Source organism: Bradyrhizobium sp. Mp27 (assembly GCF_029953005.1).
Taxonomy (GTDB): Bacteria; Pseudomonadota; Alphaproteobacteria; order Rhizobiales; family Xanthobacteraceae; genus Bradyrhizobium; species Bradyrhizobium barranii.
Window position 1 is genome coordinate 1 of record NZ_JASAUS010000108.1, and the last position, 12,728, is coordinate 12,728.

Sequence of the window (12,728 nt, forward strand, 5' to 3'; positions counted from 1 at the left end):
CTGAAGCTCTTGCCCGGGAAACAAACTCAAACTAACAGTCCCTTGTCCTGCCTCGCGGGTGGAGGAATTTGACTGACCACACCCGGAGGAATTTGAAGTGACCCGCGGGGGTCAGGATCGAAATTGAGCTCGTAGAGCCGCTCGCTCAATTCGCTCAGTAGCGCGGCGTCGCGCAGCGGCACGCGATCGGGATCGGCGCGCAGCCGATCCGCCGGCAGCGGATCGGGCTGCATTGCCGCGACCTGCGGCGGCGGGCTCTGCGTCGGCGGCACGAAATAGAAGGTGCCGTCGATCGGCGAGGACGACACCCAGGGCTGCTGCGCGCCTGATGTGGCGCGCTTCACGGCGAGGCCGACCTGGTTGAAGTTCTGGAACACGTCGAGGCCCGCGGTCCGGACCGTCGCCGCCAGCGCCTTGGTATAGGGGCTGTGGCCGTCGCTGCCGTCCTGCGCGACGTTGCCGGGCTGCGTCGCGTAGGAGATCAGCGTGCCCTCCGGCGCGCGCATCTGCGCAAGGCCGCCGTCGGAGGATCGCAGGCCGCGCGAGCCAAACGGGTTGTTGCGGCAGGCGTCGAGGATCACGAGGTTGAGGCGCGTGCCCGATCCCTGCATCTGCCTCAGCACGAGGTTGACGTCGGTCATCTGGAAATCGACATCGGCCTCGCGCGTCGGATTGGCGCCGACAGGCACGAGATAGTTGGAGCCGGCGACCTGCACGCCGTGACCGGCATAATAGAACAGCGCGACGTCGGCACCCTGGACCTGCCGGCCAAAGCTCTGCACGGCGATGTCCATTGCGCTCTTGTCGAGGTCGAGCTGGGCGCGCCCGCCGACCAGCGTGAAGCCGAGCGCGCCAAGCGTCTCCGCCATCAGGCTCGCGTCCTTGGACGGGTTGTCGAGTGGTGTGATGTTCTTGTAGGCGGAGTTGCCGACGACTAGCGCAATGCGCTTCTCGGCCGAGGCCGGCGCCGCTCCGGCGACAAGCAGGGCTGCGGCCAGCGCCGCCAGCCCCACGACGCGATTGAAAATCCTCGCGCACATGAAAACCCCCAAAGCGAAAACTCTTCAAGGCAATGACGCCAATCTACCAGCCCGGCGCCCCGGCGAAAAGCGGTGCGACATTCTGTGCGGGGCAATCGCATGGGAGCGTTACAGGCCGTCATGCCCCAGGGCTTCTTCCGGGCATCCACGTCCCCTGGGCCGCGTGGGATGGATCGGTGTTTTGATACGCGCAGGTGCGAGGGTGGCGAAAGCCTACTTCCACACCCGCGCCAGCGTCAGCGTCAGACACCCCAGCGCAGTGCCGATGAGTCCCACCATCGCGTAGGACTGCGCGAACACGCCGGTCTGGATGAAGACCTGGCAGGCGATGGCGATGCAGATCGCGGCCAGCAGCAGGCAGGCGCAGCCGACGATGGTCGACAGATAGCGCATCGCGGTTGCGACGGGCCCTGCGGGTGATGCGGGATCGTTCATGCGGGGATACAACGGCGCGGCCGGCGGCGGGTCGATCCGCCGCGGCGTGCGCGCAAGACCATCAGTCGCGGGCGCAGCAATCGACAAGTGCGCGCCAGATGCGCTGGACTTCGATGGTCCGCTGCAGCTCAAGGACGTGGTTCTCGCTTGCATGAGAGGGTTTTTCCTCCAGTCGTGATTCACGTGGTGCGATCCAGCGCTCGGATATCGGATCGTACCATTTGCCGAGATTGACCAAGTTCGTGTCTCCTCTCTTCGATCCCCCTGGTCCTGACTATCCCATGCGCCTGTTCGTGGTGTTCTGGGTGATGTTGCCGTGCTCGGCCTGCTCGCGAATGTTCTGCCTCTCGTCGTCGCGATGGCCCCTGGTGGTGTCGAGCGGAATTGACGGCGCGCTGCCGGGACCCTTGTGACTCTGGTTCTCCTTGGGCACAGGCTTGACCGTTTTCGTCAGCGGCTTTGTCATGGGCTTTGACTCCGTCGTTGCCTCACGGGATGGCAACGCGCGGGACATTCGCGGCGTTCCAACTGGCGGTCTGATGTGATCGGTGCGGAGGCGGCGGGAAGGGCTGTCAGCGAAATCGCCGTGTCACCATTGCAAGCACGAAGACAGGCTCGCTTCCGTCAAACACGCTGAGCGTCCAGCTGTCGCCGGGGCGCAGCGCATGCTCGACGTCGCGGGAGAGGCGGACGGTTTCGCGCCAGGCGGCATCGTCGTCGAGGAGCGTTTCACCGGTCGTGTCGGTGTGAGGTTGCTGGCCCTCGAAATGAAAGAAGTACCGCGCCATGTCGGGCAATGCGGGCCACGCGAATATGTTCCGGCTGCGCGGATCGTTCTAGCCCGCCGCGCGTCCCAGCACTTCGCGAAAGTGCTTCTTCACCGCGCCGTTGCAGGTGCAGGCGCTTGTCTCGAGTGCCGGCGCATCGAGAATCAGGATGGCGCCGCGGCGGGTCGCGAGGATGCGCCTGGCCTTGAACGTCTGGATGACGCGGCTGGCATAGCTGCGGGAGACGCCGAGCATGCCGGCGAGCTGCTCGTGGGTGAGGCGGATTTCGTCGCTGCCGATATGCTCTCGGGCCGCGATGATCCATTTCGCCGCGCGTTGCTCGATCGAATGCGCCGCGTTGCAGGCCGCGGTCTGGAGCAGCTGCGCGAACTGGCAGGCTGCGTAGCGCGAAAAGATCTCATGCATGCTGGGCGATCGCTGCTGCGCCTGCTCGAGCGCGCGCAGCGGCAGGCGGACCAACGTGCCGCCGACCTTCACGACGACACGGGAAAAGCCCGGCGACGGGCTGCGGCCTGCGGAAAGACCGACCCCGCCCTCGCGGCCCACCAGGAGACTTTCGACCTCGCGGTCATCCTCAACCGGCACCGCGAACGACACGAACGCAGGGCCGCAGGGGAAGTGGACGACGGAGATGCCGTCGCCGGCGTGATGCAGAACGTGGTTCGCGGCGACCTCGACCGATTGCAGGTGCGGAGCGAGCAGCTCGAAATCCTGGGCGCTGAGCCTTCGCAGCAGATCGTTCCTGGGCCGGCCGGTCACGCTTCTTGTCTCTGGGCACTTCGTTGGCCGGGAATCGGCGTCTCTGGAAAAACCCTACGTTTCCGCGCAGGAACCGACAGTTCCAAAGTGAACACAAGTGTTTGCGGGAAACCGAAAAGTTCGCAGCAGCGAGGCGTCGCGCCATCAGGCGTTGCCCGCAGGACACGCTGCGAACTTTGTTCTCATCCGGAGAACTACGGAATTTCCAAATGAGCCAGCGCTTGTGGGGCGCCGCGGGCTCTTATCCGAGACGGATCTGGCGTTCGGCCAGGAGGCGGCTTTGGGCCACCTGCTTGCGGTAGGCACCGATCGCCTTGTTGGCGAGCATCAACTGCCGCCGCTCACCGGTGCGGAGCTGCGCTTCGATGGTATCCAGAATGGTGTTCGCGGTCTCGTCCGGAGGTCCGAGCTCGCCGCTCTGCTCCAGGAAGCTCCAGGCGATGAAGAATGCGCTTTCGACGGTGCAACGAATGGACATGCGCTGCCAACGCGGTGTGGTCGCTGCCGTTCCGCGCGGCGACGTGGCTTCAGCGCGCGCAGGTTTCGCGCTACTTCAGCGAGGTGCTGATCGAGCCGAACTTCAACTTCAACGACGAGCCGAGATTGTTGACCACGGCGATGATCGCGAGCGCGATGCCGGCTGCGATCAGGCCGTATTCGATCGCAGTGGCGCCGGTTTCATCGGCCAGGAAGCGGCGGATGGTCTGCATGGCCTCACCAGAATTCCAAAGAGAAAGCTGGCGAGGACTTTAGTTCGCGACGTGCCGGTTCCCCTATTTGGAACCGGGGCTTGCGTCAATTCCGGGTTAATTCGGCGGAGGAAAGCGCGGCGGCGAGACCTCATCCCGCCGCCAAGCCTGCCTGGATTTTCCTGCGCGTCAGTTCTTCAGCACGACGCGGCCGACGACCTTGCCGGCGCGCAACTCGTCGATCCATTTCTGGACGTCGCCCATCGGCTCCTCGCGCATCGGCGTCGGCTTGATCTTGCCGGCGCGGGCGAGCGCCATCAGCTCCTGGGCTTCGGTGAGCGTGCCGACCATGAAGCCTTCGACGGTCAGGCGCTTGTAGACCCATTGCACCATCGGCAGGGTGAACTGGCCGCCCATCAGGCCGGACACGACGACCTTGCCGCCGCGCGCGGCGACCGCCACGGCAAAGGCCATCGACTTCTCATTGCCGGCGAAATCGACCACCTCGTCGAAGCCGCCCTCGGTTTCCTTCAGGATGCGCTTGATCACGTCGGGCTCGGACGGATCGTAGGCGACGGCTGCGCCGTTCTTCAGCGCGGTCTCGCGTGCGGCCGGCGAGAGATCGGCCACCGTGATCGGCTGCTTGAACATCGCCTGCGCAAACGACAGGCCCATCATGCCGACGCCGCCCAGCCCGATCAGCAGCAGATTGCGCTGGCGCGGACGGTCGACCAGGCGCTTGAGCGCGCCATAGGCGGTCACGCCGGAGCACATCAGCGTCGCGGCCTGGTTGACGGGCAGGGGATCGTAGTCGAGCAGGTACTTCGCGTCGGGCACCAGCACGTGGGTGGCAAAGCCGCCGTCGATCGAGACGCCGAGGAAGCGCTGCTTCGCGCAAAGGTTCTCGTCGCCATTGGCGCAGTCGCGGCACTGGCCGCAGCCGACCCACGGAAACACCGCCTTCTTCGCTCCGACAAGGTTCGCCGGCACGTCAGGGCCGACTTCGTCGACCACGCCCGCGATCTCGTGGCCGAGCGTGAACGGCAGCGTCATGCCGCGCGTGGTGTCGAGCTTCTTGCCGCCGCCGAGATCGGCATAGCCGTCCTGGATGTGCAGGTCGGAATGGCAGAGGCCGCAGCGTTCGATGCGCACCAGCACCTCGGCGCCTTTCGGCTTCGGCGTGTCGACGATGGTCTCGCACAAGGGCGCATCGAACTTGACCAGGGACTGCCGACGCATCAACGCCATATTCCTTCCTCCGAAATTCCTGTTATCCAGCTTGCTTTCGTATATCCGCCAATTCACGTGCCATGGCAACAAAGCCTGATATCGGAATGGTCTCGGCACGGCGCGTCGCATCGACACCTGCGGCCGCGGCAAGGCGAGCGGGATCCGCTTGAAGTGATTTCAGGCTTTGCCGCAGCATTTTTCGGCGCTGCCCGAAAGCGGCGGCCGCGACCTGTTCGAGCAGCTTGCGATCGCAAGGCAGAGGCTCTGCGCGCGGCACCAGCCGCACGACGGAGGAGGTGACCTTGGGCGGCGGCACGAAGGCCGACGGCGAAATGTCGAACAGGATCTTCGTCTCGCAGCGCCAGTTGGCGAGCACGCCGAGACGGCCATAGGCCTCCTCGTCCTCGTGCGCGACGATGCGCTCGCCGACCTCGCGCTGGAACATCAGGACCATCATGTCGTACCAGGGCGGCCAGGGGTCGGTGGTGAGCCAGCCGATCAGCAGCTGGGTCGCGATGTTGTAAGGCAGGTTCGCGACGATCTTGGCTCTTTCGCCATTGAGCAGCGGACGCGGGTCGAAGGTCATGGCATCGCCATGCACGATCTCGAGCCTATCAGGGTAGCGCGCGGAAATATCCTGCAAGGCAGGAATCGCGCGCTCGTCATGCTCGATGGCGATGACGCGTTTGGCGCCGAGCGCGAACAACGCGCGCGTCAACCCGCCCGGGCCGGGACCGATCTCGACGATGGTGGAGTCCTCGAGCGGCGCGGCGGCACGCGCGATGCGCGCGGTGAGATTAAGGTCGAGCAGGAAGTTCTGCCCCAGCGATTTGCGCGCCGACAGTGCGTGCTGGCGAATGACCTCGCGAAGCGGCGGGAGGTCGTCGATCGCACTCATCAGCTTTGCGCAGCCGCCATGCGGCTTGCGAGCTTGAGCGCAGCGATCAGGCTTGCCGGATTGGCCTTGGCCGTGCCGGCGATGTCGAAGGCGGTGCCGTGATCGGGCGAGGTGCGGATGAAGGGCAGGCCGAGCGTGACATTGACCGCGTCGTCGAAGGCGACCGTCTTGATCGGGATCAGCGCCTGGTCGTGGTACATGCAGACGGCGCAGTCATAGGTCGCGCGCGCCGCCTCGTGGAACATGGTGTCGGCGGGCAGCGGGCCCCGGGCCTCGATGCCGTCCTTGCGCAGAACTTTGAGCGCTGGCGCAATCACGGTCTGCTCCTCGTGGCCGAGCGAGCCGTCCTCTCCGGCATGCGGGTTGAGGCCGGAGATCGCGATGCGCGGCCTTTCGATGCCGAAGCGGGATTTCAGCTCGGTCGCGACGATGCGGACGGTCGAGATAATGAGCTCGCTGGTGAGCTGGGCCAGCGCATCGCGCAAGGAGATGTGGATGGTCACGGGCACCACGGCGAGCCGCGGCGACCACAGCATCATCACCGGCTGCGGCACGCGGCCGTTCTCTGCGGCAAGCTCGGCGAGGTATTCGGTGTGGCCGGGATGGCTGAAGCCTGAGCGGTAGAGCACGCTCTTGGCGATCGGGTTGGTGACGACGGCGCCGGCGCGGCCCTCACGGACATCGGTGACCGCCTGCCGAATCGAGGCGAGCGCGGCCGGTGCGCTCGCGTCATCGGGCTTGCCGGGCTCGGCTGTCGCGCTCTCACCCGTTGCGACCACGGGCAGGGCCTCGGGGAAGGCGGCTACGGCCTCGCCGGCGCCTACCGAGGCAATCCGGATATCGGCGCCGAGGGCCTTGGCGCGGCGGGCGACGAAGGCCTCGTCGCCGAGCAGATAGAAGGCGGGCAGGTTCAGTTCGCGGCGTCTGAGCCAGGCTGCGATCGTGATGTCGGGGCCGATGCCGGCGGGCTCTCCCAGGGTCAGGGCGAGGGGCTTCGAAGGCTTGATGGAAGGTTCTAAGGCGAAGTTGGCCATCAGCGGTTGCGATATTCAATCATCGCCGCCTTGCGGAGATCATCGAGATAGGCCTTCTGGGTCTTCTCGTATTTCTCCGAATACATCTTCTCGCGGACCTCGCGCTTTTTCGGCGTGTCGATCGTGGTCGGCTTGCGCGAGCACAGCACGACCATCTCGATGCCCGCCTTGGTGATCTCCGGCGCGGTCATGTGGCCGATCTGGGTGTCGTCGAGCACCTTGCGAAGCGCCTCGGGCAGGTCCGCGGTGGTCTTGGTGACGGTGTCGCGGATGGTGGCGTTCGGCGTCGAGCGGAACAGCGAATTGGCTTCCTCGCAGCTTCCGACGCGCGAGCGATAGCTCTCGGCTTCCTTCTGCCGCGTCTCCAGGAACGCCTGGGACGAGCCGCGCGGCACGATCAGCACGATCGGCTGCATCTTGTACTCGGTGCCCTCGATCTGGAGCTTGTCGCCGGTCTGGGCCTGTACGGCCTGCGCGACGTCGCGCTCGCCGACCATCAGCTTTTCCTTGAAGCGGCCGCGCACGAGGCTGGTCCAGACCATCTCGGACTTCATGCGGCCCTTCAACGTCTCGGGACGGACGCCCTTGACCTCGAGCGACTTGGTGAGCTGCTCCGGCGAGATGCGCATGCGCTGGGCCATGGCCTCGTAGGACTGGTTGATGTCGGAGATGCCGGGGTCGACGCCGTACTTCTTGCCTTCCTTGAGCTTCACCTTGTCGTCGATCAGCGCGTTGATGACATCCTGCCGGCTCGGGGTCTTCTGCGTCGTCAGCTGGTCGAGCTTGGAGCGCTGCTCGATGTCGAAATCGGTGATCGGATCGCCGTTGACCATCACGACGATGTTCTGCGCGCGCGACGGCGCGGGCAGGCCGGTCAGGATCAGCCCGGCACCGATGGCGAGGAGGAGGCGAAAAACAGGCAATTGGGTCGTCATGATTATCGCTCGCATGTCAGCCGGGATGAGCTCGCGATCGGGAGAGCCCGGCCGTCATTTCAGACGGTTCATTGGTAGCCGGCGGACGAGCTGGACCCGGTCGAGGTCGCCAGCGTGCGCAGGCCGATCTGGAACATGAACGCGTGGTTCAGCACGGGCGGCGCCGTGCCCGCAGAGTAACTATACGAAGTTACATAGTTCACGCCGAGCACGAAGCAATCGTCGACATAGCCCGCTCCGAGCACATACTGGTTGAGCTTGTTGGCCTCGAGGTCCCAGCGCGCCGAGCCGGTCACCACCCAATTGGCCGCGACCTTGATCGAGCCCGAGGTCAGGATGCCCTCGCGGCGCGTCAGATAGCCGAGCTCCGGCTGCGCGGCGTAATTGCCGTACATCATGCTGACCGACCAGCGATTGAAGTTGGCGCGGCCTTCCGCCTCGAAGCGCTGCACGTTCCAGGTCTCCTCGTCCATGCGGGAGCGGACGCTGAACGTGTAGGTGCTGTTGGGCGAGTAGCTGGCGCTCGCCACGTAATCCGAGCGCGGCTTGTCGAGGCCGGAATCGAGGCCCGTGTTGATGGTGTCCTGGACCGTGTAGGAGTTCAGGCCGAACAGCTGGTAGGACTGGCCGAACAGCACCTTGACGGCGCCGCCCTTGTCGAACTGCGTGGTGGACTGCACGCCGACATTGGCGCGGCCGCCGCCCTCGACACGGTCGTAACCGGAGAACTTGTCGACGCTGAACAGGTTCGAGGTGTCGAACACCATGCTCTGGGCGTCCTCGTTCGGGAACCTGCCGGCATAGGTCTCGTTCGGCCGGATGATGACCTGCGCGATCGGCTCGATGGTGGTCGAGCCCCAGGGCTGAACGTTGATGAAGGGATAGCGGTATTCGAGGCCGACGGTCGGCATCAGGCGGAACGCCTGGGTGTCGCCGACCGGCAGGTAGTTCGACACGCCCGGCTGGTTGGAGATCGAGGCGTTGACCGCGTCGGCGCGGAGGATGGCGAACGGCGTCCAGATCTCGCCGAACGGGTCGGTGAAGGACTTGCGCCACTGCGCTTCCGCCGTGAGGCGGGTGTAGGTGCCGGGGACGCCGCGCAGCAAGCACTGCGACGGCGTGCGCGCGAGCGGATCGGCCGACGTCGTCGTGCACAGGCTGGCGGTATTGGCGAGCGTGGTGATCGGATCGAACACCGCCGTGTCACGCGACAGGTTCGTGAAGTTGGTCTTGTAGCTGAACTCGCCGCCGAACACCGGGTAGTTGAGCACGTTCGAATAGGCGATCACGGGATAGACGATCGGCACCTGGCTCTGGTTGCCCGAGTAGCTCAGCCAGTACATCGTGCGCGCATCGAAGAAGCTGCGATTGCCGACGCCGGTCAGATAGAGCTGCGACAATGCGTCGGTCGGCAGATACAGGAACGAGCCCAGTGGATCGCGGTATTGCGACAGGCGGTAGTCCGAGAAGAAGTAGTAGTCGGACATGACGACGCCGTCCCAGCCCCAGACCCACTTGTCGTTCAGCGCGAACTGACCCTTGGTGTCGACGGCGCCGCGGAACTGGCGGTCGCCGGGCTGGCCGGCGAGTGCGCCGGGGTCGAGTTGGTCGATGCCGTAGACTCGGACCTGGTAGGCGCCGTCCATCAGGCGCTGGCGGTACTCGGCCTGGAACAGCACGCCCTGCCTGGAGGTGATGCGCGGGCTGAAGGTCATGTCCATATCGGGCGCGATCGCCCAGTAGAACGGAACTTCGACGCCGTAGCCGAACGGCGTGTTCGACGTGAAGCCCGGCATCAGGAAGCCGGTCTTGCGCTTCACGGTCGGGTCGGGCGTCGAGAAATAGGGCATGTAGGCGATCGGCACGCCGAAGAATTCGAGCTGTGCCGTCTCGAAATACAGCATCTTCTCCTGCTGGTCGTGGATGATGCGCGCACCCTTGACCTGCCACAGCGGCGGCTTCTTCGGATCGTCCTTACACGGCGCGCAGGCCGTGTAGACGCCGTTCTCGAACACCGTGTAGTTGCCGCTGGAGCGGTCGGCGCGGCTCGCGGCCATGCGGGTCTGGTCGGCAGTGTCCACGCGCAGCGAATCGACGAAACCGTCGCGGTAGTCGTCGGAGAGATCCAGGATCTCGGCATAGGTGATCTTGCCGTCGGCATCCGTCATGCGGACGTTGCCTTCGGCATGCAGCCGCTTGGTCTTCTGGTCGTAGATGACCTTGTCGGCCTCGACGCTGGTGCCGTTGTAGAACAGCTGGACGTTACCGACCGCGGAGACGCGCGAATTGTTGTAGTCGTAGTCGACCTCGGTCGCCTGAACCAGCATCTGGTTGTCGTTGGCGACCCTCGGCGGCTTCGGACGCGGCGGCAGCGGATTGTAGGTGAAGCTCTGAGCGGAGGCCGGCGTCACGGTGGCAATGTCGATCAGCCCGCCGAGCGACGCCACGGCGGCGACGGCCAGCAGGAGCCTGCGAATGGACAAGCCACATCCGCTCGCGCGCACCACGGTACGCCGCGTCAAACGAGACACGAGCCCTCGATGGACGGCAGTCACTAACCGTCCTCCTGATACAACAAGGCCAAAAAGCCGGTGAGGCCGCCCACCACCGCGGGCAACCACGCCGCAGCGATCGGATGCATCAACTCAGCCTTGCTCAAGTCTTCAGTCACTTTCGACAAAACGTAGAGCAGAAAGCCTGCGCCCACGCCACTCAAAACCATCTTCTGCACGCCGCCCATCCGGAAGAAACGCAACGACACGGAAGCCGCCAGCATCACCATGGCGGCCAGCAAAAACGGCTGTGCCAAGAGCTTGTGATACTGGAGTCGATAGCCGGCTGTCGCGAAGCCCGAGCTCTCGGACGAGCGGATGTAGCTCGGTAGTTGCCAAAAAGACACAGTCTCGGGTGTGGAAAAGCTGTTGCGGATCTGGGCTTCGGTCAGCGTCGTCGGAATCTCCAACGTCGCCTGGTCGATCGGCGGCGAATCCAGCGAGAAGCGGCGCACCGATTTGAACAGCCAGTGACCGGACTCCAGCGCCGCCTCGCGCGCTTCGATCCGCTCCTTGAAATGCCAGTCCGTATCGAATCGGAACAGGGTCAGGCCGGTCAGCCGGACGCCCTGCTGCTCGCTGCGCGCCGCATTGATGATGACCTGACCGTCATTGGTGACCTGGTTGAGCCAGAAGCCGGAGGCGTCCTGGACGCCGCCGCCGGGGGCCGAGCCGAACAGCTCGGCTTCCATGCGCTTGGACAGCTCGCGTAGGTTCGCCGACATCGGATTGTAGGCGACGGTGGCGATCACCCCGATCAGGAGCGCGCTGCCGAGAGCCGGCGAGATGAATTGCCATGCGGAGATGCCGGCGGCGCGCGCGACCACGAGCTCGAGCCGGCGGGAGAGGGCGAGATAGCAGGTCATGGCGCCGATCAGCATGCAGAACGGCGTCAGCTTCTCCAGCAATTGCGGGACCCGGAACAGCGAGGTCTCGGCCACCATGATCGCGGAGGCGGATGCGAGCCCTGAGGTCTTGCGCACCATCTCGATGTAGTCGACCAGCACCAGCAGCAGGAAGATGCCCGCGAACACGCCGAGCGCCGCGACGACGAAGCGTCCGGCGAAATAACGCCCGAGTGTGTTGGTGAGCATGCTCATGCGGCGGCCGGCCGTCCGAACAGCCGCGCGATACGCGCGTTCGACCTGTTGATGGCCTCCATGAGGCGGGGCGGCGGCTCGACCACGATGCCGCCGATGATCATCCACAGCCCGACGCCGATGGCGCCCAGGACCATCGCGTATTGGAACAGCACCGGGCCCGGCGATTTCACCGCCATCACCGAGCAGGCGAATCCCGCCATGCGCAGGCCGAACACGGCGATCACGGAGCCGCCGATCGAGAAGTTGCGGCTCTGGCGCGTGGTGCGCGGCGCGCCGAGGAAGGCGAAGGTCAGCACGGCAAAGGCGAAGGGATAGATCGGCGCCAGCAGGCTGTCGTGCAGAGCCGAGCGGAACTGGCCGGGAATCTGCTTGTAGACCGGATCGTCCTCGGACGGGGAGAACAGCTCCCAGAGATAGCGCTCGCGGATGCCGAGGGTGACGTCGTGACCCTGGCCCGAGAACTTCGACATGTCGAAGCCGTAGCGGCCGAACGCCACCAGCGCGGGATCGCGCTTGCCGGCCTCGAAGCGCTGGAGATTGCCGTCCTTGAGCACCAGGAAAGAGCCGTTGTCGTTCTTCACGACCTCGCCATGCTCGGCGACGATCGAGACGCGCTCGTTGGGATCGCGGCGATCGTCGATGAAGATCCCGGCGAGGATGCCGCCGGGCTGGCGTTCGCGGATCCGGATCGTCAGGTTCTTGTCGAGCTGGGCGAAGCGGCCGGGCTGGAGGATGTTGGTGAGCACGTCGGCCGTGATCTCGGCGTCCCACTGCTTGATCCGCCGCATGCCATCGGGGGCGAGATAGGCGGCGATGAAGGCGACCAGCAGCGCCACGACGCAGGTGGCGTAAAAGAACGGATAGAACAGCCGGAACGGCGAGAAGCCGGCGGCATTCATCACGATGATCTCGGAATCGGTCGCGAGCTTGTTCAGCGTGTGCGAGATCGCGATCATCAGCGCGATCGGCGAGATGATCAGGACCAGTGCCGGCACGACGAGGCTGGTGATGCCGAGGAAGGTCAGGATGGTCTGACCCTGACTCGTCATCAGATCGATGCCGCGCAACGCCTGCGTAATCCAGATCACGCCGGTGAGGCTGACCAGGACCAGCGCAAACGACGCCAGCGTCGTGCGGAAGATATACCTATCGATTGACCCCATGCGCTACCGCACGAATCCCCACCAGCGCCCCAATGCAGACCGGAAGTCCGGCTGCCCAACCAATCCCCGATCAGGAGATCCCCAAGGTCGGCCAACCACCTC

14 protein-coding genes and 1 pseudogene are annotated in these 12,728 nt (G+C 65.1%); all 15 read right to left on the bottom strand.

Features of this window, described 5'->3' with window-relative positions; genetic code table 11:
- Window positions 1-110 precede the first annotated feature (110 nt).
- Window positions 111-1,040, bottom strand: a pseudogene (locus QJT78_RS36265) (caspase family protein); the annotation flags it as partial.
- Window positions 1,041-1,253: 213 nt separating this feature from the next.
- Window positions 1,254-1,562, bottom strand: a complete 309-nt coding sequence (locus QJT78_RS36270; protein WP_240537690.1) for a hypothetical protein — start codon at window positions 1,560-1,562, stop codon at window positions 1,254-1,256.
- A complete protein-coding gene (locus tag QJT78_RS36275; RefSeq protein ID WP_193375974.1) occupies window positions 1,537-1,713 on the bottom strand; it encodes a hypothetical protein in 177 nt (58 codons plus the stop codon). The genes QJT78_RS36270 and QJT78_RS36275 overlap by 26 nt, the downstream gene beginning before the upstream one ends.
- 36 nt (window positions 1,714-1,749) lie before the next feature.
- On the bottom strand, window positions 1,750-1,941 hold the full coding sequence (locus QJT78_RS36280; RefSeq protein WP_038944466.1) for a hypothetical protein: 192 nt from the start codon (window positions 1,939-1,941) through the stop codon (window positions 1,750-1,752).
- Between the two features lie 106 nt (window positions 1,942-2,047).
- Window positions 2,048-2,263 carry a hypothetical protein gene (locus QJT78_RS36285; protein WP_028147740.1) on the bottom strand — a complete coding sequence of 72 codons (216 nt, stop codon included), beginning with the start codon at window positions 2,261-2,263 and terminating at the stop codon, window positions 2,048-2,050.
- Between the two features lie 48 nt (window positions 2,264-2,311).
- Window positions 2,312-3,022, bottom strand: a complete 711-nt coding sequence (locus QJT78_RS36290) for a Crp/Fnr family transcriptional regulator (RefSeq protein ID WP_028147741.1) — start codon at window positions 3,020-3,022, stop codon at window positions 2,312-2,314.
- Window positions 3,023-3,263: 241 nt separating this feature from the next.
- Window positions 3,264-3,500: a hypothetical protein gene (locus QJT78_RS36295; RefSeq protein WP_028147742.1), complete on the bottom strand. Its 237-nt coding sequence runs from the start codon at window positions 3,498-3,500 to the stop codon at window positions 3,264-3,266.
- 70 nt (window positions 3,501-3,570) lie between these two features.
- Window positions 3,571-3,732, bottom strand: coding sequence for a Flp family type IVb pilin (locus QJT78_RS36300; RefSeq protein WP_028147743.1), 162 nt, complete (start codon window positions 3,730-3,732; stop codon window positions 3,571-3,573).
- Window positions 3,733-3,900: 168 nt separating this feature from the next.
- Window positions 3,901-4,959 carry an alcohol dehydrogenase gene (locus tag QJT78_RS36305; protein ID WP_028147744.1) on the bottom strand — a complete coding sequence of 353 codons (1,059 nt, stop codon included), beginning with the start codon at window positions 4,957-4,959 and terminating at the stop codon, window positions 3,901-3,903.
- A 22-nt stretch (window positions 4,960-4,981) separates the two neighbouring features.
- The gene (rsmA, locus tag QJT78_RS36310) at window positions 4,982-5,839 is read right to left on the bottom strand and encodes a 16S rRNA (adenine(1518)-N(6)/adenine(1519)-N(6))-dimethyltransferase RsmA (protein ID WP_028147745.1); all 858 of its coding nucleotides are present in this window, start codon (window positions 5,837-5,839) and stop codon (window positions 4,982-4,984) included.
- Window positions 5,839-6,873, bottom strand: a complete 1,035-nt coding sequence (pdxA, locus tag QJT78_RS36315) for a 4-hydroxythreonine-4-phosphate dehydrogenase PdxA (protein WP_028147746.1) — start codon at window positions 6,871-6,873, stop codon at window positions 5,839-5,841. Before pdxA ends, rsmA begins: the two co-directional genes overlap by 1 nt.
- A complete protein-coding gene (locus QJT78_RS36320; protein WP_028147747.1) occupies window positions 6,873-7,808 on the bottom strand; it encodes a SurA N-terminal domain-containing protein in 936 nt (311 codons plus the stop codon). The genes pdxA and QJT78_RS36320 overlap by 1 nt, the downstream gene beginning before the upstream one ends.
- Before the next feature lie 68 nt (window positions 7,809-7,876).
- Complete coding sequence (locus tag QJT78_RS36325) at window positions 7,877-10,363, bottom strand: LPS-assembly protein LptD (RefSeq protein WP_038944465.1); 2,487 nt, start codon at window positions 10,361-10,363, stop codon at window positions 7,877-7,879.
- Window positions 10,363-11,460 carry an LPS export ABC transporter permease LptG gene (lptG, locus tag QJT78_RS36330; RefSeq protein ID WP_028147749.1) on the bottom strand — a complete coding sequence of 366 codons (1,098 nt, stop codon included), beginning with the start codon at window positions 11,458-11,460 and terminating at the stop codon, window positions 10,363-10,365. Before lptG ends, QJT78_RS36325 begins: the two co-directional genes overlap by 1 nt.
- A complete protein-coding gene (gene lptF / locus QJT78_RS36335; RefSeq protein WP_028147750.1) occupies window positions 11,457-12,626 on the bottom strand; it encodes an LPS export ABC transporter permease LptF in 1,170 nt (389 codons plus the stop codon). The genes lptG and lptF overlap by 4 nt, the downstream gene beginning before the upstream one ends.
- Window positions 12,627-12,728 lie beyond the last annotated feature (102 nt).